This is a genomic window from Nonomuraea sp. N2-4H (assembly GCF_045291505.1).
GTDB lineage: Bacteria > Actinomycetota > Actinomycetes > Streptosporangiales > Streptosporangiaceae > Nonomuraea > Nonomuraea fastidiosa.
Window position 1 is genome coordinate 6937125 of the sequence record NZ_CP147987.1, and the last position, 25590, is coordinate 6962714.

Annotated in this window: 31 protein-coding genes and 1 pseudogene; all 32 read right to left on the bottom strand. The window is 70.0% G+C overall.

From position 1 onward, the window contains the following. Window positions 1-135: 135 nt before the first annotated feature. Window positions 136-603, bottom strand: coding sequence for a 50S ribosomal protein L15 (rplO, locus tag WBK31_RS31630; protein ID WP_364068626.1), 468 nt, complete (start codon window positions 601-603; stop codon window positions 136-138). Window positions 604-605: 2 nt separating this feature from the next. Then, on the bottom strand, window positions 606-788 hold the full coding sequence (gene rpmD / locus WBK31_RS31635) for a 50S ribosomal protein L30 (RefSeq protein WP_080043226.1): 183 nt from the start codon (window positions 786-788) through the stop codon (window positions 606-608). 2 nt (window positions 789-790) lie between these two features. After that, window positions 791-1420 (bottom strand): 30S ribosomal protein S5, encoded by a 630-nt coding sequence (rpsE, locus tag WBK31_RS31640; protein WP_364068628.1) that lies wholly within the window; start codon window positions 1418-1420, stop codon window positions 791-793. Window positions 1421-1469: 49 nt separating this feature from the next. After that, window positions 1470-1853, bottom strand: a complete 384-nt coding sequence (rplR, locus tag WBK31_RS31645) for a 50S ribosomal protein L18 (RefSeq protein WP_364068630.1) — start codon at window positions 1851-1853, stop codon at window positions 1470-1472. 2 nt (window positions 1854-1855) lie between these two features. Further along, window positions 1856-2398 carry a 50S ribosomal protein L6 gene (gene rplF / locus WBK31_RS31650; RefSeq protein ID WP_364068632.1) on the bottom strand — a complete coding sequence of 181 codons (543 nt, stop codon included), beginning with the start codon at window positions 2396-2398 and terminating at the stop codon, window positions 1856-1858. Window positions 2399-2414: 16 nt separating this feature from the next. After that, the gene (gene rpsH, locus WBK31_RS31655) at window positions 2415-2813 is read right to left on the bottom strand and encodes a 30S ribosomal protein S8 (RefSeq protein ID WP_364068634.1); all 399 of its coding nucleotides are present in this window, start codon (window positions 2811-2813) and stop codon (window positions 2415-2417) included. A gap of 176 nt (window positions 2814-2989) precedes the next feature. Further along, window positions 2990-3175, bottom strand: coding sequence for a type Z 30S ribosomal protein S14 (locus WBK31_RS31660; protein WP_364068636.1), 186 nt, complete (start codon window positions 3173-3175; stop codon window positions 2990-2992). Between the two features lie 2 nt (window positions 3176-3177). Continuing rightward, a complete protein-coding gene (gene rplE, locus WBK31_RS31665) occupies window positions 3178-3753 on the bottom strand; it encodes a 50S ribosomal protein L5 (protein WP_364068638.1) in 576 nt (191 codons plus the stop codon). Beyond that, the gene (gene rplX, locus WBK31_RS31670; RefSeq protein ID WP_364068640.1) at window positions 3753-4055 is read right to left on the bottom strand and encodes a 50S ribosomal protein L24; all 303 of its coding nucleotides are present in this window, start codon (window positions 4053-4055) and stop codon (window positions 3753-3755) included. Before rplX ends, rplE begins: the two co-directional genes overlap by 1 nt. Then, complete coding sequence (gene rplN / locus WBK31_RS31675; protein ID WP_406673595.1) at window positions 4055-4426, bottom strand: 50S ribosomal protein L14; 372 nt, start codon at window positions 4424-4426, stop codon at window positions 4055-4057. The genes rplX and rplN overlap by 1 nt, the downstream gene beginning before the upstream one ends. A gap of 192 nt (window positions 4427-4618) precedes the next feature. Next, complete coding sequence (gene rpsQ, locus WBK31_RS31680; RefSeq protein ID WP_364068644.1) at window positions 4619-4915, bottom strand: 30S ribosomal protein S17; 297 nt, start codon at window positions 4913-4915, stop codon at window positions 4619-4621. After that, window positions 4908-5144, bottom strand: coding sequence for a 50S ribosomal protein L29 (gene rpmC / locus WBK31_RS31685; protein WP_355425606.1), 237 nt, complete (start codon window positions 5142-5144; stop codon window positions 4908-4910). Before rpmC ends, rpsQ begins: the two co-directional genes overlap by 8 nt. Next, window positions 5144-5563, bottom strand: coding sequence for a 50S ribosomal protein L16 (gene rplP / locus WBK31_RS31690; RefSeq protein WP_364068647.1), 420 nt, complete (start codon window positions 5561-5563; stop codon window positions 5144-5146). Before rplP ends, rpmC begins: the two co-directional genes overlap by 1 nt. A gap of 2 nt (window positions 5564-5565) precedes the next feature. Continuing rightward, window positions 5566-6390 carry a 30S ribosomal protein S3 gene (gene rpsC / locus WBK31_RS31695; protein ID WP_364068649.1) on the bottom strand — a complete coding sequence of 275 codons (825 nt, stop codon included), beginning with the start codon at window positions 6388-6390 and terminating at the stop codon, window positions 5566-5568. Further along, window positions 6390-6743, bottom strand: coding sequence for a 50S ribosomal protein L22 (gene rplV / locus WBK31_RS31700; protein ID WP_364068651.1), 354 nt, complete (start codon window positions 6741-6743; stop codon window positions 6390-6392). Before rplV ends, rpsC begins: the two co-directional genes overlap by 1 nt. Window positions 6744-6767: 24 nt before the next feature. Beyond that, on the bottom strand, window positions 6768-7046 hold the full coding sequence (gene rpsS, locus WBK31_RS31705; protein WP_364068653.1) for a 30S ribosomal protein S19: 279 nt from the start codon (window positions 7044-7046) through the stop codon (window positions 6768-6770). Between the two features lie 11 nt (window positions 7047-7057). Then, the gene (gene rplB, locus WBK31_RS31710) at window positions 7058-7894 is read right to left on the bottom strand and encodes a 50S ribosomal protein L2 (RefSeq protein ID WP_364068655.1); all 837 of its coding nucleotides are present in this window, start codon (window positions 7892-7894) and stop codon (window positions 7058-7060) included. Window positions 7895-7999: 105 nt separating this feature from the next. After that, window positions 8000-8302: a 50S ribosomal protein L23 gene (gene rplW / locus WBK31_RS31715; protein ID WP_364068657.1), complete on the bottom strand. Its 303-nt coding sequence runs from the start codon at window positions 8300-8302 to the stop codon at window positions 8000-8002. Beyond that, window positions 8302-8949, bottom strand: coding sequence for a 50S ribosomal protein L4 (gene rplD / locus WBK31_RS31720; protein ID WP_364068659.1), 648 nt, complete (start codon window positions 8947-8949; stop codon window positions 8302-8304). The genes rplW and rplD overlap by 1 nt, the downstream gene beginning before the upstream one ends. After that, window positions 8946-9599 carry a 50S ribosomal protein L3 gene (gene rplC, locus WBK31_RS31725; RefSeq protein ID WP_364068661.1) on the bottom strand — a complete coding sequence of 218 codons (654 nt, stop codon included), beginning with the start codon at window positions 9597-9599 and terminating at the stop codon, window positions 8946-8948. The genes rplD and rplC overlap by 4 nt, the downstream gene beginning before the upstream one ends. A gap of 14 nt (window positions 9600-9613) precedes the next feature. Continuing rightward, window positions 9614-9922: a 30S ribosomal protein S10 gene (gene rpsJ / locus WBK31_RS31730; protein WP_012887830.1), complete on the bottom strand. Its 309-nt coding sequence runs from the start codon at window positions 9920-9922 to the stop codon at window positions 9614-9616. A 298-nt stretch (window positions 9923-10220) separates the two neighbouring features. Next, window positions 10221-11414, bottom strand: coding sequence for an elongation factor Tu (tuf, locus tag WBK31_RS31735; protein ID WP_364068663.1), 1194 nt, complete (start codon window positions 11412-11414; stop codon window positions 10221-10223). A 153-nt stretch (window positions 11415-11567) separates the two neighbouring features. Then, window positions 11568-13615 (bottom strand): annotated as a pseudogene (fusA, locus tag WBK31_RS31740) (elongation factor G). Window positions 13616-13699: 84 nt separating this feature from the next. Beyond that, entirely contained in the window at window positions 13700-14170 is a 471-nt protein-coding gene (rpsG, locus tag WBK31_RS31745; protein WP_364068667.1) for a 30S ribosomal protein S7, read from the bottom strand. A 2-nt stretch (window positions 14171-14172) separates the two neighbouring features. Then, complete coding sequence (gene rpsL / locus WBK31_RS31750; protein WP_043623420.1) at window positions 14173-14547, bottom strand: 30S ribosomal protein S12; 375 nt, start codon at window positions 14545-14547, stop codon at window positions 14173-14175. Between the two features lie 300 nt (window positions 14548-14847). Next, window positions 14848-16041 (bottom strand): amidohydrolase, encoded by a 1194-nt coding sequence (locus tag WBK31_RS31755; RefSeq protein WP_406673596.1) that lies wholly within the window; start codon window positions 16039-16041, stop codon window positions 14848-14850. A 10-nt stretch (window positions 16042-16051) separates the two neighbouring features. Then, window positions 16052-17926, bottom strand: coding sequence for a TOMM precursor leader peptide-binding protein (locus tag WBK31_RS31760; RefSeq protein ID WP_406673597.1), 1875 nt, complete (start codon window positions 17924-17926; stop codon window positions 16052-16054). Continuing rightward, window positions 17919-19940, bottom strand: coding sequence for a hypothetical protein (locus WBK31_RS31765; protein ID WP_406673598.1), 2022 nt, complete (start codon window positions 19938-19940; stop codon window positions 17919-17921). Before WBK31_RS31765 ends, WBK31_RS31760 begins: the two co-directional genes overlap by 8 nt. Continuing rightward, window positions 19937-21235, bottom strand: coding sequence for a SagB family peptide dehydrogenase (locus WBK31_RS31770; RefSeq protein WP_406673599.1), 1299 nt, complete (start codon window positions 21233-21235; stop codon window positions 19937-19939). The genes WBK31_RS31765 and WBK31_RS31770 overlap by 4 nt, the downstream gene beginning before the upstream one ends. Then, window positions 21232-22191, bottom strand: a complete 960-nt coding sequence (locus WBK31_RS31775) for a lantibiotic dehydratase C-terminal domain-containing protein (RefSeq protein WP_406673600.1) — start codon at window positions 22189-22191, stop codon at window positions 21232-21234. Before WBK31_RS31775 ends, WBK31_RS31770 begins: the two co-directional genes overlap by 4 nt. Further along, window positions 22188-23018: a thiopeptide-type bacteriocin biosynthesis protein gene (locus WBK31_RS31780; RefSeq protein ID WP_364068679.1), complete on the bottom strand. Its 831-nt coding sequence runs from the start codon at window positions 23016-23018 to the stop codon at window positions 22188-22190. Before WBK31_RS31780 ends, WBK31_RS31775 begins: the two co-directional genes overlap by 4 nt. After that, entirely contained in the window at window positions 23015-25543 is a 2529-nt protein-coding gene (locus WBK31_RS31785; RefSeq protein ID WP_406675545.1) for a lantibiotic dehydratase, read from the bottom strand. The genes WBK31_RS31780 and WBK31_RS31785 overlap by 4 nt, the downstream gene beginning before the upstream one ends. Between the last annotated feature and the right edge of the window lie 47 nt (window positions 25544-25590).

Here is a 25590-nt window from a genome sequence, read left to right on the forward strand (position 1 = left end):
AGCGATGGTGCGGGGATCTGCCATCTGAAGTCTCATTGTCAAACGAGCCGGACAGAAGCCTGCCGTCTCGCGAACTCTAACGCACTACGGGCGTGGGGGCCCATTGTAAGAGCCCCACGCCTCGTCATAGCGTCTTTACAGCTCGGTAACGGAACCACCGGCAGCGGTGATCTTCTCCTTCGCGCTGGACGAGAAGGCGTGAGCCTGCACGTTCACCGCGACGGAGATCTCGCCGGAGCCGAGCACCTTAACGAGCTGGTTCTTCCGGACAGCACCCTTGGCGACCAGCGCCTCGACGGTGACATCGCCACCCTCGGGGAACAGCTCGCCGATCCTGTCGAGGTTGACGACCTGGTAGGTCGTCTTGAACAGGGCGTTGGAGAAGCCCTTGAGCTTCGGCAGACGCCTCTGCAGCGGCACCTGGCCACCCTCGAAGCCGAGGGGGACCGTCGTACGGGCGCGGCTGCCCTTGGTGCCGCGACCGGCCGTCTTGCCCTTCGACGCCTCGCCGCGACCCTTGCGGATCTTCGGCTTGTTGGCGCCGGGGGCGGGACGCAGGTCGTGGATCTTCAGCGGAGCCGCGTTGTTGGAGCTCTCAGTCATGACTAGTCGACCTCTTCCACCTCGACGAGGTGCGTCACCACGGAGACCATCCCGCGAATCTCGGGCCGGTCCTCCTTGACGACGACGTCGCCGATTCGCTTCAGGCCAAGCGAACGCAGCGAGTCACGCTGGTTCTGCTTGCCACCGATCTTGGAGCGAACCTGAGTGATCTTCAGGCGTGCCATGACTAGCTCACCGCCTTAGCCGCCGCGGCCTCGGCCAGGCCCTCGGCACGAGCCTTGAGCATGGCCGCCGGGGCGACGTCCTCGATCGGCAGGCCACGGCGGGCGGCGATCTCCTCGGGGCGCGAGAGCGCCTTGAGGGCCGCCACGGTGGCGTGCACGATGTTGATCGGGTTGTCCGAGCCGAGCGACTTGGACAGAACGTCGTGGATGCCGGCGCACTCCAGCACCGCGCGCACCGGGCCACCGGCGATGACGCCGGTACCGGCCGAGGCGGGCCGCAGGAACACGACGCCCGCCGCCTCCTCGCCCTGCACGGTGTGCGGGATCGTGCCCTGGATGCGAGGCACCTTGAAGAAGTGCTTCTTGGCCTCTTCGACACCCTTGGCGATGGCCGCGGGCACTTCCTTGGCCTTGCCGTAACCGACACCGACCAGGCCGTTGCCGTCGCCGACGACGACGAGGGCGGTGAAGCTGAAGCGCCGACCACCCTTCACGACCTTGGCCACTCGGTTGATCTTCACTACGCGCTCGATGTACGAGACGCCCTTGTCAGCGGCGCCACCGCGGCGATCGTCACGACGGTCCCGCCGCTCGCCACCGGTGCCGCCACCGCGACGCGGAGCTGCAGCCATCAGTGGTTCCTCTTCTCAGTTGCCATCATTTGCGATCCTCGGGCCCTCATTAGAATTCGAGCCCGCCCTCGCGCGCGCTGTCAGCCAGCGCCGCGATCCGGCCCGCGTACCGGTTGCCACCGCGGTCGAACACGACCTTGGTGATGCCGGCTTCCTTGGCCCGCTGAGCGAGGAGCTCGCCGACCTTCTTGGCCTTCTCGGTCTTGTCCGCCTCAAGGGCGCGCAGCGAGGCGTCCATGGTGGAGGCGCTCACCAGCGTGTGGCCGACGGTGTCGTCGACGATCTGGACGAACATGTGACGGGTCGAACGGTTGACGACCAGGCGCGGACGCTCGGGCGTGCCGACGACCTTCTTGCGGACGCGGCGGTGACGGCGGGCCCGCGAGACGGTGCGGGCAGCCGTGTGCTTGCTGAACGCAGTCTTCGGAGCCATGCCTACTTACCAGCCTTTCCGACCTTGCGGCGGATCTGTTCGCCCTGGTAACGCACGCCCTTGCCCTTGTACGGGTCGGGCTTGCGCAACTTGCGGATGTTGGCGGCGACCTCGCCGACCTTCTGCTTGTCGATGCCGTCCACGTGGAACAGGGTCGGCTTCTCGACGCGGAAGGTGACGCCCTCGGGGGCGTCCACGATGACCGGGTGGCTGAAGCCCAGCGAGAACTCCAGCTGCGTCGGGCCCTTGGCCTGGACGCGGTAACCGACGCCGACGATCTCAAGGCTCTTGGAGTAGCCCTGAGTGACGCCCTGCACCATGTTGGCGATCAGCGTCCTGGACAGACCGTGCAGCGCACGGACCTTGTTCTCGTCGTTGGGACGGGTGACGGCGATCGAGCCGTCCTCGTCGCGCGAGACCTTGATGGGCTCGGCGACCGTGTGGGTGAGCGTGCCCTTCGGCCCCTTGACCTGGACCTCCTGGCCGTTGATCGTGATGTCTACGCCACTCGGCACAGGGATGGGCAGCCGTCCGATTCGCGACATGCTGTGTTCCTCCCCTCTACCAGACGTAGGCGAGGACTTCCCCGCCCACACCACGCTTGCTGGCCTGCTTGTCCGTCATGAGGCCGTGGGACGTCGAGATGATCGCGACGCCCAGCCCGCCCAGGACTCGAGGCAGGTTGTCCTTCTTTGCATAAACCCGCAGACCGGGCTTCGACACCCGGCGCAGGCCCGAGAGCGACCGCTCACGGGTGGGCCCGAACTTGAGCTCCACCACGAGGTTCTTGCCAACCTTGGCGTCCTCGACGCTCCAAGACTGGATGTAGCCCTCCTGCTGGAGGATCTCGGCGATGTGCGCCTTGATCTTCGAGTACGGCATCGACACGCTGTCGTGGTACGCCGCGTTCGCGTTGCGCAGACGCGTGAGCATGTCTGCGATCGGGTCGGTCATCGTCATGGCCAGTGGCCTTCCTCGCCGGGGTTTCCAGTCGGCCAAGTCAGGGACGAGCTTGGCTTCCCTGCTCTGCCGGTGGACCTACGGCGTGGTCGCGGACGCCCCTTTCGGGACGCCCTGTCTCTTCTTCCGGAATATGAATGCCTGAACGGGCGGCACGAGGCCGCCCTTCAGGTTACCTACCAGCTCGACTTGGTGATGCCGGGCAGCTCGCCCCGGTGCGCCATCTCACGGAAGCACACGCGGCAGAGCCCGAACTTGCGGTAGACGGCGCGCGGCCGGCCGCAGCGCGAGCAACGCGTGTAGGCACGGACCTGGAACTTCTGCTTGCGCCCCGCCTTGGCGATCAACGCCTTCTTCGCCATGATCAGGCCTCCTTGAAGGGGAAGCCGAGGAGCTTCAGCAGCGCCCGGCCCTGTTCGTCGTTCTTCGCGGTGGTCACGATCGTGATGTCCATGCCCCGCGGCCGGTCCACCTTGTCCTGGTCGACCTCGTGGAACATGACCTGCTCGGTCAGACCGAAGGTGTAGTTGCCGTTGCCGTCGAACTGCTTCGGCGACAGGCCGCGGAAGTCCCTGATGCGCGGGAGCGCCAGCGACAGCAGCCGGTCGAGGAACTCCCACATGCGGTCGCCGCGCAGCGTGACGTGCGCGCCGATCGGCATGCCCTCACGCAGCTTGAACTGCGCGATGGACTTGCGGGCCCGCACGACGGCCGGCTTCTGGCCGGTGATCGCGGTGAGGTCGCGGACGGCGCCTTCGATCAGCTTGGAGTCGCGAGCCGCCTCGCCGACACCCATGTTGACCTTGATCTTCGTGAGCGCCGGGATCTCCATGACGTTCTTGATGCCGAACTGCTCACGGAGCTGGTCAACGATCTCTTCGCGGTACTTCGTCTTGAGCCGCGGCGTGGGGCGCTCGGTCTCGGTGGTGGTGGCAGTCATCAGCTGTCCTCACCCGTCTCATCGGCCTTCTTGTCGTCGGCCTTCTTCTCGGCGGGCTTGTCGTCCTTCAGCTTCTTCACGTTGGACACGTGGATCGGAGCCTCCATGGTCTGCACGCCGCCCTGCTTGGCGCCGCGCGGGCCCTGGTGGGTCTCCTTGGTGTGCTTCTTGATCAGGTTGACGCCCTCGACCACCACGCGCTCCTCGCGCGGAAGAGCGGCGATCACCCGACCCTTGGCACCCTTGTCCTTGCCGGCGATGACCTGGACCAGGTCACCCTTCTTCACCTTGAGCTTCGGCATTACAGCACCTCCGGGGCGAGCGAGATGATGCGCATGAACTTCTTGTCACGCAGCTCGCGGCCGACCGGGCCGAAGATACGAGTGCCGCGAGGGTCACCGCTGTCACGGATGATGACGGCGGCGTTCTCGTCGAAGCGGATGTAGGAGCCGTCGGGCAGGCGGCGCTCCTTGGTCGTGCGGACGACGACGGCCTTGACCACGTCGCCCTTCTTGACGCCTGTGCTGCCGGGCAGCGCGTCCTTGACTGTGGCGACGATGACGTCGCCGATACCCGCGTAGCGTCGGCCCGAGCCGCCGAGAACGCGGATGCAGAGGATCTCCTTGGCACCCGTGTTGTCGGCGACCTTGAGCCGCGACTCCTGCTGGATCACGTCTACTCCTGTTAGTCGCGCCGGTTCTCATCGCTGAGCCTGGCGGAACCCGTCGTTGTCTTGTTCCCACGGCCACAGCGCCCCTCAGGGCACCGCACCGCAGGCGACGCGGGGTCGAGTGACCCCGCGTCCTTGGACGCCGTCATGGGGGCTCTGAGAGCCCCCACGAGGCGCGGTCTATCGGAGAGAGCCTTACTTGGCCTTCTCGAGGATCTCCACGACCCTCCACCGCTTGGTGGCGGAGAGGGGGCGGGTCTCCATCAGCAGCACGCGGTCGCCGACGCCGCAGGCGTTCTGCTCGTCGTGCGCCTTGTACTTGGTCGTACGGCGGATGACCTTGCCGTAGAGGCGGTGCTTGACGCGGTCCTCGACGGCGACGACGACGGTCTTGTCCATCTTGTCGCTGACGACGAGGCCCTCGCGGACCTTGCGGAAGTTCCGCTGGCGCGCGCCCTCGGTGGTCTCAGTGGTGGTCTCGGTCTCAGCCATCGCTCGACTCCTTCTCGACCGTGACGATGCCGAGCTCGCGCTCGCGCATCACGGTGTAGATACGGGCGATCTCGCGGCGGACGGCGCGCAGCCGCCCATGGCTTTCCAACTGACCGGTCGCCGCCTGGAAGCGGAGGTTGAACAGCTCCTCCTTCGCCTCCTTCAGCTTCTGGACGAGGGTCTCCTCGTCCTCGAGCCGCAGCTCGCCGGCGGTCAGGCCCTTAGCCATCACGCCTCACCCACTTCACGCTTAACGATCTTGCACTTCATTGGCAGCTTGTGGATCGCACGCTGAAGCGCCTCGCGCGCGACCGGCTCCGCCACGCCCGACAGCTCGAAGAGCACGCGGCCGGGCTTGACGTTGGCGACCCACCATTCCGGAGAACCCTTACCGGAACCCATACGGGTCTCGGCCGGCTTCTTCGTCAGCGGGCGGTCGGGGAAGATGTTGATCCACACCTTGCCGCCACGGCGGATGTGACGGGTCATGGCGATACGGGCCGACTCGATCTGGCGGTTGGTCACGTAGGAGTGCTCCACCGCCTGAATGCCGAACTCGCCGAACACGACCCTGGTGCCGCCCTTGGCGACTCCGCTGCGGTTAGGCCGGTGCTGCTTGCGGTGCTTGACCCTGCGCGGGATCAGCATGGTCAGCTCCCTTCAGCACCCGGCTGAGCAGCCGGGCCGGTCTCGGGGGCGGCCTGGGCGGCCGCCTCGGTACGGGGGGCGCGGCTACGACGGGAGCGGTCGCCGCCACGGCGCGGACGGTCGCCACCGCCACGGCGGTCGTCACGCTCGCGACGCTGACCGGCACGAGCGCCGGCGGCGGCCGCCTCGCGCTCGGCGCGGCTGGTCGGAGCCTCGCCCTTGTAGATCCAGACCTTCACGCCGATGCGGCCGAAGGTCGTACGGGCCTCGTAGAAGCCGTAGTCGATGTCCGCGCGGAGCGTGTGCAGCGGCACGCGGCCCTCGCGGTAGAACTCCGACCTCGACATCTCGGCGCCGCCCAGACGACCGGAGCACTGGACACGGATGCCCTTGGCGCCGGACTTCATGGCCGACTGCATCGCCTTGCGCATGGCGCGGCGGAACGAGACACGGCTGGACAGCTGCTCGGCGACGCCCTGCGCGACGAGCTGCGCGTCGATCTCCGGGTTCTTGACCTCGAGGATGTTGAGCTGGACCTGCTTCTTGGTCAGCTTCTCCAGGTCTCCGCGGATGCGGTCCGCCTCGGCGCCGCGCCGGCCGATCACGATGCCGGGACGTGCGGTGTGGATGTCCACCTGCACGCGGTCCGTGGTGCGCTCGATCTCTACCTTGGAGATGCCGGCCCGCTCCATGCCCTTCTGCAGCATGCGGCGGATGGCGACATCCTCAGCGACGTACGACTTGTACAGCTTGTCGGCGTACCACCGGCTCTTGAAGTCGGTCGTGATGCCGAGGCGGAACCCGTGCGGGTTAACCTTCTGGCCCACTATCGGGTCCTTCCCTTCGGCTCGCGGGACTCCACGATCACAGTGATGTGGCTGGTCCGCTTGTTGATCCGATAGGCACGACCCTGTGCACGCGGGCGGAACCGCTTCAGCGTCGGGCCCTCGTCGACCCACGCGCGGCTCACGTAGAGCGTGCTGGGGTCGAGATTGAAGTTGTGCTCCGCATTCGCCATGGCGCTGCTGAGCACCTTGTAGACAGGCTCGCTCGCCGACTGAGGAGCGAACTGCAGCACGGCCTGCGCCTCCGAAGCGGGCAGCCCGCGAATAAGGTCCACCACACGGCGGGCCTTGAGGGGCGTGACACGGACGAACCGCGCCTGAGCCCTGGCTTCCATCGCTTTCTCCTACTTCCGGGACGCTTACCGCCGGCTGCGGCGGTCTTCCTTGACGTGGCTGCGGAACGTCCGCGTCGGGGCGAACTCTCCGAGTTTGTGGCCGATCATGGCCTCGGTGATGAACACCGGGACGTGCTTGCGGCCGTCGTGCACGGCGATCGTGTGCCCGATCATGTCGGGAACGATCATGGAGCGCCGCGACCACGTCTTGATGACGTTCTTGGTGCCCTTCTCGTTCTGAGCGTCCACCTTCTTCTGAAGGTGTTCGTCCACGAAGGGACCCTTCTTAAGGCTACGTGGCATCTCGGCTGCTCCTACCGCTTCTTCCTCTTGCTCCGACGACGGATGATCAGCCGGTCGCTGGCCTTGTTGGCCTGGCGGGTGCGGCCCTCGGGCTTGCCCTTCGGGTTCACCGGGTGGCGACCACCGGAGGTCTTGCCCTCACCACCACCGTGCGGGTGGTCGACGGGGTTCATCGCGACACCGCGAACGGTCGGGCGCTTGCCCTTCCAGCGCATACGGCCGGCCTTGCCCCAGTTGATGTTGGCCTGCTCGGCGTTGCCGACCTGGCCCACGGTCGCCCGGCAGCGCACGTCGACCATGCGCATCTCACCGGACGGCATACGCAGGGTGGCGTACTGGCCTTCCTTGGCGAGCAGCTGGATCTGAGCGCCCGCGGAGCGGCCGAGCTTCGCGCCGCCGCCCGGACGGAGCTCCACCGCGTGGATGAAGGTACCGGTCGGGATGTTGCGCAGCGGCAGGCAGTTGCCCGTCTTGATGTCGGCGCTGGGGCCGTTCTCGATGCGGTCGCCCTGCTTGAGGCCGGTCGGCGCGATGATGTAGCGCTTCTCGCCGTCGGCGTAGTGCAGCAGAGCGATGTTGGCGGTGCGGTTGGGGTCGTACTCGATGTGAGCGACCTTGGCCGGGATGCCGTCCTTGTCGTGCCTACGGAAGTCGATGATCCGGTAGGCGCGCTTGTGACCGCCGCCCTGGTGGCGCGCGGTGACTCGGCCGTGTACGTTGCGGCCGCCCTTGCTGTGAAGGGGCGCAAGCAGCGACTTCTCAGGCGTGCTGCGGGTGATCTCGGAGAAGTCCGAGACGCTGGCCCCGCGGCGACCTGGGGTCGTCGGCTTGTACTTACGGATGCCCATCTTTTTCGTTCATCCTTCGTCGGTTACATGGGTGAGCCCGCCGCACCGGAGTGCGACGGTCTCACCCCGCGCGTGACCTGCGGTCCGCGCTCATTTCTCAGGCTGCTAGCCGACCTGACCGAAAATGTCGATCCGATCGCCCTCCACCAGGCTCACGATCGCGCGCTTGGTGTCGGGACGCTTGCCGTAGCCGGTACGGGTCCGCTTGCGCTTGCCCTGCCGGTTGATGGTGTTCACGCTGGTGACCTTGACCCCGAAGATCTGCTCAACGGCGATCTTGACCTGGGTCTTGTTCGCGGTCTTCTTCACCAGGAACGTGTACTTGTTGTGCTCATCGATCAAGCCGTAGCTCTTCTCAGAGACGACCGGCTTGATGATGACGTCGCGCGGGTCGGCGATCTTCTCCATCAGGCGTCTTCCTTCCCGCCACTCAGCCGCGCCACGACCTGGTCGTACGCCTCCTGGGTGAAGACCACGTCGTCGTGGACGAGCACGTCGTAGGTGTTGAGCTGCCCGGCGTCCAGCAGGTGGACCTCCGGGGCGTTGCGCAGGCTCAGCCAGGTCAGCTCGTCGTCGGCGTCGACGACGACGAGGACGCGCGGAGCCTTGGTGACCTTGCGCAGGGCCTCCAGCGCGGCCTTGGTCTTGGGCGTGTCACCCGTGACCAGGGACTTCACCACGTGGACGCGACCGCCGCTGGCCCGGTCGGACAGGGCGCCGCGCAGCGCGGCGGCCTTCATCTTCTTGGGCGTGCGCTGCGAGTAGTCGCGCGGCACGGGGCCGTGGACGGTGCCACCGCCGGTGAACTGCGGCGCGCGGGTCGAGCCCTGCCGGGCGCGACCGGTGCCCTTCTGGCGGTACGGCTTCTTGCCGCCGCCGGAGACCTCACCACGGGTCTTGGCCTTGTGGGTGCCCTGCCGGCGAGCGGCGAGCTGGGCCGTGACCACCTGGTGGATCAGCGGTACGTTGACCTTGGCGCCGAAGACGTCTTCGGGCAGGTCTACGGTGCCGGTCTTCGAGCCGCTGGCGTCGAGGACGTCAATAGTGGTGCTCACTTGGAAGCCCCCTTCTTGGCAGCGGTGCGAACGAGGACCAGGCTGCCGTTGGCGCCGGGAATCGCACCCTTGATCAGGAGCAGATTCTTCTCGACGTCGACGGCGTGAACCTTCAGGCTCTGCACGGTGGTGCGGACGTTACCCATCCGACCAGCCATGCGCAGACCCTTGAAAACGCGGCCCGGGGTGGCGCAGCCACCGATGGAACCCGGCGAGCGGTGCTTGCGCTGCGTACCGTGCGACGCGCCCAGACCACCGAAGCCGTGCCGCTTCATGACACCGGCGAAGCCCTTGCCCTTGCTCTTGCCAGTCACGTCGACGTACTGGCCGGCCTCGAAAGTGTCGGCCAGCAGCTCCTGGCCCAGGGTGTAGTCGCTCGCGTCGTCGGTGCGGATCTCCGCGAAGTAACGGCGCGGGGTGATGTCGTGCTTACGCAGGTAGTCGCCGAGCGGCTTGTTGACCTTCCGGGGGTCGACCTGCCCGAAGCCGAGCTGGATGGCGGAGTAGCCGTCCTTCTCGGGGGTACGGACGCGGGTCACCACGCACGGACCGGCCTCGACCACGGTCACCGGGACGATCCGGTTGTCCGCGTCGAAGACCTGGGTCATGCCGAGCTTCTTGCCCAGGACGCCCTTGATCGTCTTAGCCATGTCAGTGCGTTCCCTCAGAGCTTGATCGAGATGTCGACACCCGCGGGGAGGTCGAGTCGCATGAGCGAGTCGACCGTCTTGGGGGTCGGGTCGATGATGTCAATCAGCCGCTTGTGCGTGCGCATCTCAAAGTGCTCGCGGCTGTCCTTGTACTTGTGCGGCGAGCGGATGACGCAGTACACGTTCTTCTCGGTCGGCAGCGGCACCGGGCCCGCGACCTTCGCGCCAGTCCGCGTCACCGTCTCGACGATCTTCTTGGCCGAGCTGTCGATGACCTCGTGGTCATAGGCCTTAAGCCGGATGCGGATCTTCTGTCCCGCCATAGTGGCCTCGGTGTCCTTCGCTGTCGTCTGAAAAAGTATCGTGCGGCCTGTTGCCGCTGTTCTTGCAGGTAAAAGCCCGCGTAACCCCACGTGGCAGACGTAGTCGATCTGCCTTTTTCTTCCGTGATCCGGCAGTGACTTCGGTCACGTGGTACCGGCCGAAGCGACTGCTGGATCACGGTGTCCCGCGTGGGGCTTCCCGCGCCGGCTCCGCCCGCTCTCGCGTACGGGTTCCGGCTGGGACGTGGTGCGGCGGCCGGTCCCGGAGCCCGGGCCGGCCGCCGCCCCGACGGTCTGGCTACTTGATGATCTTCGTGACCCGACCGGCGCCGACGGTGCGGCCACCCTCGCGGATCGCGAACTTCAGGCCTTCCTCCATGGCGATGGGCTGGATCAGCTCAACGCGCATCTCGGTGTTGTCGCCCGGCATGACCATCTCGGTGCCCTCGGGCAGGTGCACCACGCCGGTCACGTCCGTCGTACGGAAGTAGAACTGCGGGCGGTAGTTGTTGAAGAACGGCGTGTGGCGGCCGCCCTCGTCCTTGGACAGGATGTAGACCTGGCCCTCGAACTCGGTGTGCGGGGTGGTCGTGCCCGGCTTGATGACACACTGGCCGCGCTCGACCTCGTCGCGCTTGATACCGCGCAGCAGCAGGGCGGCGTTGTCACCGGCGTGACCCTCGTCCAGCATCTTGTTGAACATCTCGATGCTGGTGACGGTGGTCGAGATCTTCTCCGGCTTGATGCCGATGATGTCGACCTGCTCGTTGACCTTGACGACACCGCGCTCGATACGGCCGGTGACGACCGTACCGCGACCGGTGATGGAGAAGACGTCCTCAACCGGCATGAGGAACGGCTTGTCCGTCTCACGCGGCGGCTCGGGGACGTTCTCGTCCACGGCGTTCATGAGCTCGATGATGCTGTCGGCCCACTTCTCGTCACCCTCAAGGGCCTTGAGGGCGGAGACGCGGACGACCGGCACGTCGTCGCCGGGGAACTCCTGCGCGGTGAGGAGCTCACGGACCTCGAGCTCGACGAGCTCCAGGATCTCCTCGTCGTCGACCATGTCGGCCTTGTTGAGGGCCACGACGATGTAGGGGACGCCGACCTGGCGGGCCAGGAGGACGTGCTCCTTCGTCTGCGGCATCGGGCCGTCGGTGGCGGCGACCACGAGGATGGCGCCGTCCATCTGGGCGGCACCGGTGATCATGTTCTTCACGTAGTCGGCGTGACCAGGGCAGTCGACGTGCGCGTAGTGGCGCTTCTCGGTCTGGTACTCGACGTGCGCGATGGAGATGGTGATGCCGCGAGCCTTCTCCTCCGGCGCCTTGTCGATCTTGTCGAACGGCGTGGCGGCGTTGAGGTCAGGGTAACGGTCGTGGAGCACCTTGGTGATCGCCGCGGTCAGCGTGGTCTTGCCGTGGTCGATGTGCCCAATGGTGCCGATGTTCATGTGCGGCTTAGTCCGCTCGAACTTGGCCTTGCCCACTGGTTCTCTCCTTAGAGAATCTGACTGACTTTCGTCTACACACTCGGGCCCGGGTGATCCGAACCCCTTGGCGGTGCGGCGGCCGTTGTGACCACCGCACCTAGGGACCAGGACGTACGCCCGGTCCGCCCGCTCGCGCGGCCGGATCGGAACTTACTCGCCCCGGGCCTTCGCGACGATCTCCTTGGCGATGCCCGGAGGCACCTCAGCGTAGGAGTCGAATATCATGCTGTAGCTCGCCCGCCCCTGCGTCTTGCTACGCAGGTCGCCCACGTAGCCGAACATCTCAGACAGCGGCACGAGCGCCTGGACGACACGGCGCCGGCCCGCTCGTCCATCGCCTGGATCTGCCCCCGGCGACCGTTGAGGTCACCGATGACATCACCCATGTAGTCCTCGGGGGTGGTGACCTCGACGGCCATCATCGGCTCGAGGAGCACCGGCTCGGCCTTACGGGCGGCCTCCTTGAAGGCCATCGAACCGGCGATCTTGAACGCCATCTCCGAGGAGTCGACGTCGTGGGCCTGACCGTCGACCAGCGTCACCTTGACGCCGACCATCGGGTAACCGGCCAGCACGCCGAACTCGGCGGCCTCCTGGGCGCCGGCGTCGACCGACGGGATGTACTCCCTCGGGACGCGGCCACCGGTGACCTTGTTCTCGAACTCGTAGCCGTCGTTGCCCTCGCCCAGCGGCTCCAGGTCGATGATCACCCGGGCGAACTGACCGGAACCACCGGTCTGCTTCTTGTGGGTGTAGTCGACCTTCTCCACCTTGCGGCGGATGGTCTCGCGGTAGGCGACCTGCGGGCGGCCGACGTTGGCCTCGACCTTGAACTCGCGGCGCATGCGGTCGACGAGGATCTCCAGGTGAAGCTCGCCCATGCCCCAGATGACCGTCTGGCCGGTCTCCTCGTCACGGCGGACCTGGAAGGACGGGTCCTCCTCGGCCAGCCGCTGGATGGCGGTGGACAGCTTCTCCTGGTCGCCCTTGGTCTTGGGCTCGATGGCGACGTTGATGACCGGAGCCGGGAACGTCATCGACTCGAGCACGACCTGGTTCGCCGGGTCGCACAGCGTGTCGCCGGTCGTGGTGTCCTTCAGACCCATGACCGCGACGATCTGACCGGCGATCGCCGACGGGCGCTCCTCGCGCTTGTTGGCGTGCATCTGGTAGATCTTGCCGATCCGCTCCTTCTTGCCCTTCACAGAGTTCATGACCTGTGAACCGGCCTCGAGCTTGCCCGAGTAGATGCGGATGTAGGTGATCTTGCCCAGGTGCGGGTCGCTTGCGATCTTGAACGCCAGCGCGGAGAACGGCTCGTTCACGTCCGCGTGACGCTCGACGACCTTGTCCTCGTTGCCGACCGCGTGGCCCTTGAAGGACGGGATGTCGGTCGGGGCCGGGAGGTAGGCGACGATCGCGTCGAGCAGGGGCTGCACGCCCTTGTTCTTGAACGCGGTGCCGCACAGCACCGGGTTGACCTTGCCGGCCAGCGTCGCGCGGCGCAGCGCGGCGACGAGCTGGTCCTCGGTGGGCTCGGTGCCCTCGAGGTAGAGCTCCATCAGCTCGTCGTCGTTCTCGGCGACGGTCTCGATGAGCCGGTCGCGCCACTCGCGGGCGGCCTCGGCGTGGTCGGCGGGGACGTCGACGACGTCGTACATCTCGCCCTTCGCCGCCTCGGCGCTCCAGACGAGACCCTTCATCTTGACCAGGTCGATGACGCCCTTGAAGTCGGCCTCGACACCCAGCGGCAGCTGGATGACGGCCGGCGTGGCGCCAAGACGGCTGACCATCATGTCGACGCAGCGGTGGAACTCGGCGCCGACGCGGTCCATCTTGTTAACGAAGCAGATGCGCGGAACGTTGTAGCGGTCTGCCTGCCGCCACACCATTTCCGACTGGGGCTCGACACCCGCGACGCCGTCGAAGACGGCGACGGCCCCGTCGAGGACGCGGAGCGAGCGCTCCACCTCGATCGTGAAGTCGACGTGGCCAGGAGTGTCGATGATGTTGATGGTGTGACCGAGCCACTCGCACGTCGTCGCGGCAGACGTGATGGTGATGCCGCGCTCCTGCTCCTGCTCCATCCAGTCCATCGTGGCAGCGCCCTCGTGGACCTCACCGATCTTGTAGTTGATACCGGTGTAGAACAGGATGCGCTCGGTCGTGGTGGTCTTGCCCGCGTCGATGTGGGCCATGATCCCGATGTTGCGGACCTTGGCCAGGTCAAGAGCGGTCGTGGTGGCCACTTCTCTCGCGTCCTCGTCGTCTCGTCGGATCCACTACCAGCGGTAGTGGGCGAAGGCCTTGTTGGACTCGGCCATCTTGTGGGTGTCCTCGCGCTTCTTCACGCTCGCCCCGAGGCCGTTGCTGGCGTCGAGGAGCTCGTTCATGAGGCGCTCGGTCATGGTCTTCTCGCGGCGGGCGCGGGCGTACTGCACCAGCCAGCGCAGGGCCAGGGTGGTGCTGCGCGCCGCGCGCACCTCGACAGGCACCTGGTAGGTCGCGCCACCGACGCGACGGCTGCGAACCTCAAGGGTCGGCTTGACGTTGTCAAGCGCGCGCTTCAGGGTGACGACCGGGTCGTTGCCCGTCTTCTCCCTGCAGCCCTCGAGCGCGCCGTAGACGATCGACTGCGCGATGGAGCGCTTGCCGTCCAGGAGCACCTTGTTGATCAGGGCGGTCACCAGCGGCGAGCTGTAAACCGGGTCAGCCATGAGCTGACGACGGCCAGGAGAACCCTTACGCGGCATTGTTAGCTCTTCTCCTTCTTCGCGCCGTAGCGGCTACGGGCCTGCTTGCGGTTGCGCACACCCTGGGTGTCGAGCGAACCACGGATGATCTTGTAGCGAACACCCGGCAGGTCCTTCACACGACCGCCGCGCACGAGCACGATGGAGTGCTCCTGGAGGTTGTGGCCCACACCGGGGATGTAGGCCGTGACCTCGATGCCGTTCGTGAGCCGAACGCGGGCCACCTTACGCAGTGCCGAATTGGGCTTCTTCGGGGTGGTGGTGTAAACGCGCTGGCACACGCCGCGCCGCTGCGGACTCCCCTTGAGGGCAGGAGTCTTGGTCTTCGCGACCTTGTCCTGCCGGCCCTTGCGGACCAACTGCTGAATAGTGGGCACTGCCACTCCGTTTCGTGCCTTGGCCGGTGTTACGTCATGTGTCTTGTCGCAGGTACTGCCGGTGTCATGACCTGCTGATTTTTCTTGCCTCGGTGCCCCCGCGCTCGGGCGTGTCGCGCTATTCGCACAGACACGTCCGCGAGGATTACGAGCCAGGAAGCCGTCCCGCGCCGCAATGAGCGCACGGTCGAGGGCCCGCTTACGACGGGCACGAAGCACAAGACTACCTACGCCTCTGCGACACGTCAAAGCGGCGCGGCAAAGCGGATAAGCCTTGCCACTCCGGGACGCCGAGCCTGTTCAGCCGGGCTCGGCTACAGCCCCGCGCCCATGATATCGGGACGGCGAGGTGATCTGTGACGGGTTCGCGAGTACTGCCAGAGCCGCCGCGTGCAAAGCGGTGACCCCCGCTCGCAACGTCGGCACCGGGTCGGGACAGAAGGTCCCGGTATGGGGGTGTCCGACCCGGCCGGTACGGGGGGCCGCGCCCACGTACCAATAGACGGACGGAACACCGTACAGGGGGAAGTCCTCGCAGGCGGCACCGCCCGGGGCGGTGACGACCGTGCCCAGGGCCGCCTCGTGCGCCTTGCGTACGGTAGCGGTGGCCACCGGGTCGTTCGCGCCCTGCGGCACCCGGGAGACCACGGTGACCTCGGCTCCCGCGTACTCCCCCGCCAGCCGCGTGATCCGCGCGACGGCGCGGTCCACCGCGTCCAGCGTGGCGGCCCTGACCGTCACCCCCGCCTCGGCGACGGACGGCACCACGTTCGGCCGCTCGCCCGCGTGCAGCGTCCCCACGGTGACGGTCGCCTCGTCGAAGGCCGTCCCGTCGATCCGGTGGACGAGCGCGGCGAGCGCCGGCACCGGGTTACGCGCGGCCCGTGCGGCGTGGCGGGTGACGTGGCCGCCGTCGCCCCTGACGACCAGGCGCAGCTCGGCCCCCGCCGCGGTGGGCGGGTCCGCGTAGGCGATCAGGCCGGCGGGGAAGGGCGAGACGTGCTGGGCCAGCGCCACGTCCGGCGTGCCGAACCGCTCGTACAGGCCGTCGGCGAGCATCGCCGCCGCGCCGTCCAGCGTCTCCTCGGCGGGCTGGCCGACCAGCAGGACGGTCCCCCGCCAGCCGTCCGACGCCGCCAGCCGCCCCGCGACGCCGGCGAGGCAGGCCAGGTGCAGGTCATGGCCGCAGGCATGCGACACGGGCACCGTCCTGCCGCCGGGCGAGGTCGCGGTGGCGGCGCTGGCGTACGACAGGCCGCTCTCCTCCTTGACGGGCAGCGCGTCCAGCTCGGCCCTGAGCATGACCACGGGCCCGTCGCCCCGCGACAGCCGCCCGACCACGCCGTGGCCGCCCACCCCGGTCGTGACCTCGCAGCCGGCGCCGGCCAGCCGCTCCGCCAGGCGGCCGGCCGTGCGCGACTCCTGATGGGACAGCTCGGGGTGCGCGTGCAGGTCGGCGCGGAAGATCGCCAGGTCGCGCAGCTCGTCCGTCATGGGAGGCCCGTCATGGGAAGGGGTGCGGATCGGGGTTCAGGTCGGCGGGCGTCAGCGGCGCGTCGCGGTGGCCCAGCCGATAGGGCACCTCAAGAGGCAGGCTCAGCCCATGGACCCTGCGGTTGCGATGGCCGAAGGTCATCGGCAGCGTCCCCGGCACCAGCACCTTGACACAGCGGAAGCCGCCCGCGCGGTGCTCCGGCGTCGTCTGGTCCACGACGACCACGTCCATGCCCTCGGCGAGGAAGCGGTCCACCAGCCGCCCGGTGTCGAACGGGCCCGGTACGCGCGCCATGTCCGGCAGCCGCCTCACGTCCGTGCCCCCTGTCAGGCCCCCTGTCAGGCCCCCTGTCAGGAAGGACAGCCGCTCGAAGGCGGCGTCCGCGCCGTACAGGGTGGAGTGGTCGTGCATGGTGGTCACGAGGTCGGAGTCCGCCACCATCTCCCGCGCTCTGTCCATCTCGTCCGGGTAGCGCCGGATGAGGTCGGCCAGCAGCGGGCCGAGCTCGCTCAGCGCGCTCAGCACGGCCTTCTCGGGATCGAGGTGCGCGCCCGCCGCGCACACCATGCGCGGCCTGCGCTGATCGCCGTCCTGCCGTACCCCCATCGCCCACACGCTGGGGATGCCGTGCTCCATCGTCGTGTCGTACAGCTCGACCCGGTAGCCGGTCTCCGCCGTGATGGCGGCCGCCTGGAGGGGGATGGTGCGGTCGCGGGCCGTGGCGAGGTCGATGCGCGGCACGGCGAGGCGGGCGTACCACGTCATGAGGAACGCGTCCCGCTCGACCGTCTCCAGCAGCCCGTACAGCAGGGCCTCGGCCATGCTGCCGCCGAGCGCGCACCCGTTGGAGATCTCGAACAGGAACGGCCGGTCCCTCCCGCGCACGTAGTAATACGCCACGCTCTCCGGCACCAGGACGGGGGCGCGGCGGGCGAAGGAGTACCCCCACACCCAGTCGCAGACGGCGTCCTCGGTGAACGGCCGGAAGCCGAAGCCCTCCCTGGCGTACGACGAGGGGTCGTGCACGCCCAGCGTCCGCGGGTCGAGCGCATCCTCGGCCACCTCCGCGTACGAGGCCCGCACGCGGGTGCGTTTGCCGCCCGGCTCGACGCCGCCCCACCGTTCGAGCGCCTCCAGCATGGCGGTGACCTCGCTGGAGCGGTATCCCCGCGTCCTGCCGACGCCGGGCTCGGAGCCGCCGTCGAAGCGCAGTGGCAGCATCGCCCCGGCGATCACCAGGCCACCGAGCGTGTCCCTGACGAGCGGCCTGATCAGGCCGCATTCGCCGTCCACGTACGTATCGAGCAGCTCGCCGTGCTCGGCGAGCACGTCCCTGACCCGGTAGGCGGGCGGCTGCGGGAGGTCTCCCGGCTCGAACACGGCGGACGCGCGGTCGTCGTCCGGCAGGTCGCCGCAGTCGGGGCAGTGCGGCTCCGGCAGGAACGGGTGGCGTTCGACCGTGAGCGTGCGCAGGTCGACGTACCAGACGGTGCACGTGGGGCCGTCCACGGCGTGCGCGGCCAGCGCCGCGACGGTGCCCGCCGCCAGCCGTCCGAGGTACGGCGACGGCCGCTCGGCCAGCTCCTCGCCGTGCGCGGCGAGGATGGCGGCCCGGTCTGCGCTGTCGGTCCTGATCCGCTCGCGCCGCGTCTCGAAGCAGGTGAGGCAGCCGGGCTCGCCGGGCCTGCGCAGCGGGCCGACGACGGCGACGTTGTACTCCACCCGCACCGGCAGCCACGCCGCCGCGCCGGTCTCCGGCGTCCTGTCGCACGCCCAGCCGTCTTCTGCGCTGATCACCACCTGGGACTCTCCCCGGTCGTCGCGGTGCTTCAGCGCGATCTCGATCTCCTCGGCCAGCAGGCCCGTGCCGATGACCTCAGCCATGAAGCGGCTCCTGGAGGGGGTGCGTGACGACGCGGACGACATGCGGCACGAGCGCGTGCACCGCCATGTCGTGGTCCAGCGGAACGGCGCTGACCCGCAGCCCCTCACCGGCCAGCGCGGCGGCGAGCCGCGCGGCGCTGAGCGGCTCCGCGTGCGCGTCCACCGTGATCGGTGGCCGGTCGGCGGCGGTCAGGTGCAGGTCGGGGAGCGGAGCGGCGGGTGGAATGCCCTGGTACGCGGCGAGCATCCCTTCGAGCGTGGCCCGCAGGGCGGCCAGGGGTGTGACGCCCGCCGCCCGCGCCACGAGCCTGCCGTCCAGCGTTCCCGCGTACACGGGCACGCCGGAGGGGCCGGTGGCGTCCAGCACCTGGTGGTCGAGGCCGGTCGCGTCCAGGAGCGCGAGCGAGCGGTCGGTCTCGGTGTCCGCCGCCCGCGCGCCGGCCGCGTCCACGGGCGGCAGCGGCCCGTCGCGTCCGGCGCTGGCGGCTGCGCAGTGCTGGAGCAGCGCCGCCACCAGCGCCTCCTCGGCCGAATAGCCGGCGGCGGCCCCGGTGGCGTGCGGGTCGAGGAACACCTCGCGCGCGGGCAGCAGGACCTCGTCGCCGTTGACGAGGTCCCGGCCGCGGACGAACGCCTCGGCCCGCCCCGCCGCGACGTCTTCGAGCAGGCTCGCGTCCATCACGGCGGCTTCGAGCAGGCTCGCGCCCGTCACGGCGGCTTCTGAGAGCGGCGGCGTGATGTCGCCCGGCAGGCGCCCGTCCGGCGCGGCGGCCTCGGGGAGCAGCGGCTTGCCGTCCGCCGTGACGAGGCGGCGCGGGTCGCAGGCGAGCAGCCCGTGAACGGCGAGCGCCTTCAGCGCCGCCCGGTACCGCGCCACGGCGAAGTCGTGCCCCACGCCGATCACCCGTGGCCTGGCCTTGCCCAGCACGCCCATGGGGTCGGCCACCGTGGTGACCGACACGTGCAGCGGGAGCTGGCCGTACTCCCCCTCGTCGATCTCGGCGAACACGCCGGTCCGCGAGTCCATCAGCCTGGCGGCCCGCCGGGAGAACTCCTCCTCCGTCAGCTCCTCCATGAAGGGCCCCGCCTGCGCGCTCCCGGCCGGCCGCACCACCGCGGGATGCGGCAGGAAGGTGTGCGTACGGGTGTGCAGCCCGGCGAGGTCCACCACGTGCAGCCGGGGATCGCCGTCCGCCCGCGGCGTCCCCGACAGGCGGCGGCCCAGGTCCGCCGCGACCTGCCCGGCGACGACGGCGGCGGCGACGGACGACACGCGGGCGGGCCCGGCCTCGGGCGGGCCGGCGTCCATGGCGGCCAGCCGCCGCCAGCCCGCGGCCAGCGGTGGTACCTCGCGGCCCGCGATCCCCGCCTCGCTCCACCACGCCTCGCCCGCGCGCAGCAGAACGTGCGTGACGGGCACCCCGTGCTCGGCGCTCAACCGGTCGAGTTCCGCGGCGGCGGCCAGCCCGTCCGCGTCGGCCGCCGCCAGGTGCACCACCGCGTCGCACGCCCCTGGCAGGCCCGCCGCCCTGCCGGCCGCCGCGTCCGCCGCCCCGCCGGCCGCTGTGCCCCACGCGCTGCCGGCCGCTGTGTCCCCCGCGCTGCCGGCCGCTCTGACGACCTCCAGCCCGAGCCGGGTCAGGGCGTCGGCCAGAGCCGCGGGCAGCGCGCCGAAGCGGCCGCCGCCGCCCAGTAACGAGCAGCGCAGGCCCGCGGGCAGGTCCAGCGCCCCGGTCCGGGCGCGCCCGCCGGGCCGCGCCGCGTCCTCGACGAGGCCGCGCTCGTGCAGCTTGGTCAGCAGGCCCGTCACGAACGCGCGCCGCTCATCGGGCAGCCCGGCGGTCAGCTCGGCCACGGTCCTGCTCCCGTCAAGGTACGTGGCCAGCCGCTCCATCCACAGGTGGGCGGAGGCGCCGTTCATCCGCACGATGCCCTCCCTGGTGAGGAAGGCGACACCGCCGGAGGTGGGCGCGAAGCGGACGTCGGCCGGCAGTCGGGGCTTGAAGTCGATCAACGCGGTGCCTCCACGGTTCCGATCATGAATTCGCCCACCGCGCACTCCTCCAGCGGGTCCCGTCCGGTCGCCTCGGCGAACGCGACCGAGTCGCCGCTGCCGAGCCCGCAGGCGGCCAGGCCCATCGCCGTGGCCACGCAGTAGAGCGTCTGGTAGAGCACGCCCACGTGCTTGAGCGTCAGCGCGTACCCCATGCCTTCGTACTTCCAGAGCAGCCGGCCCGCCCTGCTGGAGATCGCGAGCAGGACCTGGGGGCGCTGTCCGGTGGCGGCGCCGTGGCCGGCGACGGTCAGCAGCCTGCGCACGGCGGGATGCGCGGCCTCGCGCACCTGCCGCAGGACGTGTTCGTGCGCGTCGTAGTGGTACATGCCGGGTTCGAGGCCGGCCACGTTCCGCACGACGGGGTAGATCTCCAGCTCGTAGACGGATCCGCCGGAGGGGTACGGCTTGCTGGTGTACTCGACGCCGTCCGCGACCCAGGTCTCGCGCACCCTGGACGTGCGGTAGAGCAGCTCGCCGAGCAGGTCCAGGGTGATCGGGCGGGTGTCGTCGTGCTCCCGCCTCGATCTGCGGCCTTCCAGGACGTCGGTGAGCGTGGGGTCCTTCTGCCGCAGCTCCTCCAGGTCGGGGACGCGCAGCCCGATCACCTCACCCGGGTACGGCTCCGGCCTGGCGCGCAGCGGCTCGAACCGGCCGCGCGCCCAGAACGTCCCGCCGAAACCGTCGCCCAGGTAGCCCCGGTAGCCGACGCGGCTGCGTTCGTGGAACTCCAGCTCGTGCGGCGCCCACTGCCTGACGCGCAGCTCGGCCTCCTCGGAGCCGCGGGCCACGGCCAGTCCCGCCCACGCCAGGTCGGCCAGCAGTGCGCCTGCGGGGCTGACCACCTCCGCCACCAGGGCCGGATCGTGGATCCGCAGGTCGCACCAGGCGAGCGGGGAGCTCGCCACCAGCGTCTCCCCGTCCCGCCGCAGCGCGGCGAACCTGGACAGGACCGGCTCCTCCGGCACCGGGGGCCGGGGCGGCGGCGGGCGGAGCGGGTCCAGGGTGTAGAGCGGCCGGTCCCCATCGGTCACCGTGATCTTGAGCCAGCCGCCCGCGCGGAGCCGTTCGACGAGCGGCCCCGAGGCCGGGCGGGGTCCCTTGGCCAGGTCGCGGAGCAGGTCCAGCTCGGCCTCGGTCAGGTCGCCGAGCGTCTCGGCGTGCGGCCAGGCGAACAGGCGGGCTCCTGAGCCCAGCCTGGCGAGGTGCACGCCGGGCCGCAGCTCGTACCGTTCCCCTCTTATAAGGAGACTCATGAGGCCACCGCCCGGTAGACGTCGTCGGCGGCGTTCGCGGCGAGGTAGCAGACGAGGAAGCGCCGGTCGGGCGAGAGCCCGAGCCGGGTGAGGTGGAGGTACGTGCAGTTCAGCACCAGCCGGTACGCGGCGAAGGCAGGGGTGTCCTTGACCGCCAGCCAGGTCTCGTCGGTCTCCAGACGGCGGTGGAACGCCGAGACCTCGGCGAGCGGCGGCTGCGTGGCGGTGCCGCCGGTGTCGTAGCCGAGGCGCAGGCGGCCCTCGTCGATGAGCGCCCTGCCGCGGTCACGGGTGCGGCGCAGCGTGTCCAGCCAGCCGGCGGGCTCGGCGGTGGCGGTCAGGGCCTCGATCCTGGCGGTCAGCGCCGCCCTGTTGCGTTCGTAGTGCGCCTGCCAGCGCTCGCGCAGGCCGGGCGTGCGCGCCAGGTACGCCTCGGCGTGCGAGCGCAGCGACGTCCTGGCGGCGGGCAGGCCGCCACCGGACAGGTGGTGCACGGTGGAGACCACCAGGTCGAAGGCGATCCCCGGCAGGGGCGTGCCGCCGCGCACCCGGTCGAGCGCCTCGAAGGCGGCCTCGGTGGTGTCGGCGTAGAAGCCGGCCAGGAACCGGTCGAGCTCGGTGTCAATGCCGAGCGGCTCGGCGGTGACCGTGTTGTCAGGTTCCCACGGCATCAGCGGCCCCTGCTCGCCTTCCAGCTCGGCCAGGCGCTCGTGCAGAGGGAGCAGCGACTCCGGCGCGGTGGTGCCCGCGGACGGATGGGCCGCCAGGTACCGCTCGATCGCGCGGACGGTCCGCCTCGCGTCGCCGTCCACGAAGACCCGCAGGTGGGGGCCGCGTATCCAGTGGCGGACGAAGTATCCGCGGGTACCCTCGCGCCAGGCCGGGCGCAGCGCGTCCAGGATGAGGTCGTCCATCGGGCCGTCGTGATAGTCGACCCGCAGCCGTGTCCACGTCATCCGACGCTCACCTCCGGCTCCCGCACGGCTCCCGTCGCCAGGTGGCGCAGGCGCGCCTCCTCCTGCACGCGGATGCCGAGCCTGTTGGCCAGCAGATGGGCGGCGAGATCGACGGTCTCGCCGGTCCGCCGCGCGTCGAACCCGGCCGCCGCCAGTTCATCGGCCAGCCGGGCGATCGAGGCGTACCAGCTCGCGACCACGCCGGCGGGCTCGCTCTGCGGTGGCTGCGCCGTCACCGTACGAGCGTGCGCCGCCAGCGCCGCCAGCCGCTCGCGGGTCGCCCGGTCGTGCGGCGCTTCGACCGGCGCGCCGGGCGGCGGCGCGAACATCCGGCCTTCCCCCGCCACCTGCCAGGCCACCAGCAGCATGGTCAGCCAGGCCGCGCCCCGGCGCGCGGGAGGAAGCCCGGATCTGATCAGCTCAAGGGCGATCCTGCTGGACTCGTGGAAGTGCCGCTCCGCCGCGTCGAGCGAACGGCCGGTGCCGTAGCGGTGGTGTTCCGGCCGGTATGGGATGAGGTGCACGGAGTCGTTCGGATAGAGGCGGCCGGTGTGGCCGGACAGCCCTTCGCGGGCGGCGAGGGTGGCGGCGAGCCTGGCGTACTCCTCCGGGTCGATCACCGCCTCGGACGGATGGTCGCGCAGGTACGCCTCCGCCCGCGCCACGACGTGCTCGGCCGGGTGCGACTTGACCCTGATCCGCAGGTGCGGGCCGCCCTCCCAGTAGCGCAGGAAGAAGCCGTCGTCCCCGAGCAGCGGCCCGGCCAGCTCCATGATCATCTGGTCGAGCGGTCCCTGCGAGAAGACGTGCACGCTCACCCAGCTCATCGGCCCCCCATCTCGATCAGGTATTCGGTCACCCGGTCCGGCCCCGGATCGGGCAGCGCCTCCTCGAAGAGCGCGAACGCGCAGCCGCGTATCTGGCGCTCGAAGTTCTTGACCAGGAACAGATCGGCCAGGTCCAGGAAGAGTGGCTTGCGCGCCTTGTCCTGGCCGGCCTGTCCTGTCTGCTCCGGCCAGGCCCGTACGAACGAGCGGTGCGGCACGCCGTACTGATCCGCCCACGCGATCAGCCGCACCAGGTACGCCGCGTCGTCCTCGCCCTTCGGCCGGACCGGCAGCGTCGCGGCGGGCGCCAGCCAGCGGCGGCGCTGCACGACCACCCGCCCGGCCTCGACCCGCGGATAGCGGGTGACCTCCGGCGGCACCCTGCCCATCCGGACCAGCGGCGGCGAGCTGGGATGGAGCAGGAAGCCGGGCCCGAAGACGCGTTCGAGGAACCGCGCGGCCGGCGGGAGCTGGAACTCGGCGGCCATGCCGAGGTGCAGCGGGATCACCCGGCGGCCGAGCCGCTTGGAGCGCAGCTCGGGCAGGCCGGTCCCGGAGCCGAGCGTCACGTGCAGGTCCGTGAGCGGCAGCCGCAGCTCGGGCGGGCGGGTGCCGGGCGAGTGCGGGTAGTCGATCTCGTAGCGGGTGCTCGGCGGGCGGGCGTTGAGGCTGGAGCCCAGGTCGCCGGAGATCTCGGCGTACACCGCGTCAGGCGGATCCTCGACACGGTGCGGCGTGGCGCGCTCGGCCGGGTGGCCGGTACTGGCCCGCACGACGCTGCCGGCGGCGCGCTCGATGAGGTGGTCGAGCCTGCGCAGGGCCCGGCCGTGGCCGCAGTGGATCACGTTGAGCACCAGCGAGCCGCCGGCTGCCTGCACGTAGCAGGCGGAGGACTCGGGGATCGCAAGCCAGGAGGGCCACGACTCCAGCTGCTCGGCCAGCATCCCGGGCGCGACACGGCAGGTGCCGTCGGGGTCCTCCACGCGCAGCGCCAGCTCCCGCGCCCCGGCGCGCAGGCGTTCCAGCTCGCGGATCCTGGGCACGGCCGACGCGGCGAGCGGCTGCGTCCAAGCCGCCGTCGGGCCGAGGAAGGCCCGCAGTTCCTTGCCCGCCTCGCCGGTGCCGGCGAGCTCTTGCTGTACGTGGCGGTGCAGGGTGAGGAACGGCACCGCGGGGTCAGGGCCGTAACGGGTGGTGAGGTAGTCGGCCACGGCCAGGCGCATGGCGTGCTTGGGATCGAAGACGGCCAGCCAGCGGCGTACGACGTCGAGGTCCGCCAATCCGTCGCGCCACCGCTCGAGGTCGAGCTCCGCGACGGGCCGCGTGGTGACGGTCACCTCATGGACCGCCGCCGTCTCCTCGACGCCCTTCTCCGCGCCGCCCGCGCTCTTCTCTGCGCCGCCCGCGCTCCCGCCGACCGCGCCTTTCTCGGCGCTGCTCGCGCCGCGCGCGTGAGCCTCCGCACCGCCCGCGTGCGCTCGCGCGGCGGCGGTGAGCCGGCGGAGCTCACGGCGGTAGGCGGCCGGATCGGCGGCGCGCTCGGCACGGGCGATCCCCTCCCGCAGCTCGGCGGGCAGGCCGGCCGGGCGGGCTTCGAGCAGCCCGGCCGCGATCAGCTTGCCGACGAACGCGGCGACCGCGGCAGGCTCGGCACGCAGCTCCTCGGCGAACCGATCACGGTGCACCCAGTCCCCGCCCGCCACGACGCGCAGGCACGCGGCGACGGCCTCGGTCGTCCCGATCGACACCAGCGCCTCCCCCGGCGGCGGCCCGATGAACTCCACCTTGCCGCCCGCGACCGTGGCCGACGGGTTGAGCCGCACCCACTCGCCCGCATGCGTCCTGACGCCGTCGAGCTCCAGCACCGGCACCGGCTCGCCGGCGTCGAGCGGCCGCTCCGCGCTCCCCCAGAGCGCGGGCCCGGTGCTGGTGAACGTGCTGTACGGGCTGGTCTTCACCGCCGCCCGCGCCAGGTATTTCGCCAGCCTGAGGAGCTTCTGCGGCTTGGGGCGGCGGCGTGGATCGGCGAGCCAGCGCTCCAGTTCGGCCGCGAGCTCCGGCCCGGCGAGCGACAGCCCGCGGCGGAAGGCGGGGTCACCGGCCACCGCGCGCAGGCGTTCCTCCCGCTCCAGGCTCTCCTCGGCGACCACCTCGGGCAGCCGCGACCGCAGCTCCGCGCACTCGCGCGCCCGCCGCACCCACGCGGCCACCTCTTCCTTCAGCTCGTACGGCAGCGCCGCCTCGGCCTCCGGCCCCCACTCGCGCCCCGCGGGCAGCCGCCCCGCGTGCAGCGCCCTGCGCAGCCCGACGAGCAGGGGCCGAGGCCCGGAGGCGCCGAGGCCACCGATGACGTCACCGATCTCCACGGCCAGCCGCCGCCCGTCGGCCTCGACACCGGCGGTCTCGGCGAGCAGCCGGGTCGCCAGTGTGTAGGACTCCTCCCAGCGCAGCGATTCCAGCCTCTCCGTCGCGACCCCGCACGTGCGCACCGCGACCGGCGGACCTTCCCGTTCGGTAAGCGTCATCACCTGTGCCCCATTCGCTCCTTCACCGGCAGGAAAACGGGCGCGGA

Coding starts and splice junctions, on each gene's coding strand:
- WBK31_RS31755 (WP_406673596.1), bottom strand. CDS start 16,041: ATGACGGACGAGCTGCGCGACCTGGCGATCTTCCGCGCCGACCTGCAC.
- WBK31_RS31770 (WP_406673599.1), bottom strand. CDS start 21,235: ATGAGTCTCCTTATAAGAGGGGAACGGTACGAGCTGCGGCCCGGCGTG.
- WBK31_RS31785 (WP_406675545.1), bottom strand. CDS start 25,543: ATGACGCTTACCGAACGGGAAGGTCCGCCGGTCGCGGTGCGCACGTGC.
- rplR (WP_364068630.1), bottom strand. CDS start 1,853: ATGGCTCCGAAGACTGCGTTCAGCAAGCACACGGCTGCCCGCACCGTC.
- rplW (WP_364068657.1), bottom strand. CDS start 8,302: ATGGAGAAGATCGCCGACCCGCGCGACGTCATCATCAAGCCGGTCGTC.
- WBK31_RS31760 (WP_406673597.1), bottom strand. CDS start 17,926: ATGGCTGAGGTCATCGGCACGGGCCTGCTGGCCGAGGAGATCGAGATC.
- rplB (WP_364068655.1), bottom strand. CDS start 7,894: ATGGGCATCCGTAAGTACAAGCCGACGACCCCAGGTCGCCGCGGGGCC.
- rpmD (WP_080043226.1), bottom strand. CDS start 788: ATGGCACGCCTGAAGATCACTCAGGTTCGCTCCAAGATCGGTGGCAAG.
- rpsH (WP_364068634.1), bottom strand. CDS start 2,813: ATGACGATGACCGACCCGATCGCAGACATGCTCACGCGTCTGCGCAAC.
- rplV (WP_364068651.1), bottom strand. CDS start 6,743: ATGGAAGCCAGGGCTCAGGCGCGGTTCGTCCGTGTCACGCCCCTCAAG.
- rplC (WP_364068661.1), bottom strand. CDS start 9,599: ATGGCTAAGACGATCAAGGGCGTCCTGGGCAAGAAGCTCGGCATGACC.
- rpsJ (WP_012887830.1), bottom strand. CDS start 9,922: ATGGCGGGACAGAAGATCCGCATCCGGCTTAAGGCCTATGACCACGAG.
- rplF (WP_364068632.1), bottom strand. CDS start 2,398: ATGTCGCGAATCGGACGGCTGCCCATCCCTGTGCCGAGTGGCGTAGAC.
- WBK31_RS31660 (WP_364068636.1), bottom strand. CDS start 3,175: ATGGCGAAGAAGGCGTTGATCGCCAAGGCGGGGCGCAAGCAGAAGTTC.
- rplP (WP_364068647.1), bottom strand. CDS start 5,563: ATGCTGATCCCGCGCAGGGTCAAGCACCGCAAGCAGCACCGGCCTAAC.
- rpsS (WP_364068653.1), bottom strand. CDS start 7,046: ATGCCACGTAGCCTTAAGAAGGGTCCCTTCGTGGACGAACACCTTCAG.
- rplO (WP_364068626.1), bottom strand. CDS start 603: ATGACTGAGAGCTCCAACAACGCGGCTCCGCTGAAGATCCACGACCTG.
- rpsQ (WP_364068644.1), bottom strand. CDS start 4,915: ATGGCTGAGACCGAGACCACCACTGAGACCACCGAGGGCGCGCGCCAG.
- rpmC (WP_355425606.1), bottom strand. CDS start 5,144: ATGGCTAAGGGCCTGACCGCCGGCGAGCTGCGGCTCGAGGACGAGGAG.
- WBK31_RS31780 (WP_364068679.1), bottom strand. CDS start 23,018: ATGAGCTGGGTGAGCGTGCACGTCTTCTCGCAGGGACCGCTCGACCAG.
- rplX (WP_364068640.1), bottom strand. CDS start 4,055: ATGCCGAAGCTCAAGGTGAAGAAGGGTGACCTGGTCCAGGTCATCGCC.
- rpsE (WP_364068628.1), bottom strand. CDS start 1,420: ATGGCTGCAGCTCCGCGTCGCGGTGGCGGCACCGGTGGCGAGCGGCGG.
- rpsG (WP_364068667.1), bottom strand. CDS start 14,170: ATGCCGCGTAAGGGTTCTCCTGGCCGTCGTCAGCTCATGGCTGACCCG.
- rplE (WP_364068638.1), bottom strand. CDS start 3,753: ATGACTGCCACCACCACCGAGACCGAGCGCCCCACGCCGCGGCTCAAG.
- WBK31_RS31775 (WP_406673600.1), bottom strand. CDS start 22,191: ATGACGTGGACACGGCTGCGGGTCGACTATCACGACGGCCCGATGGAC.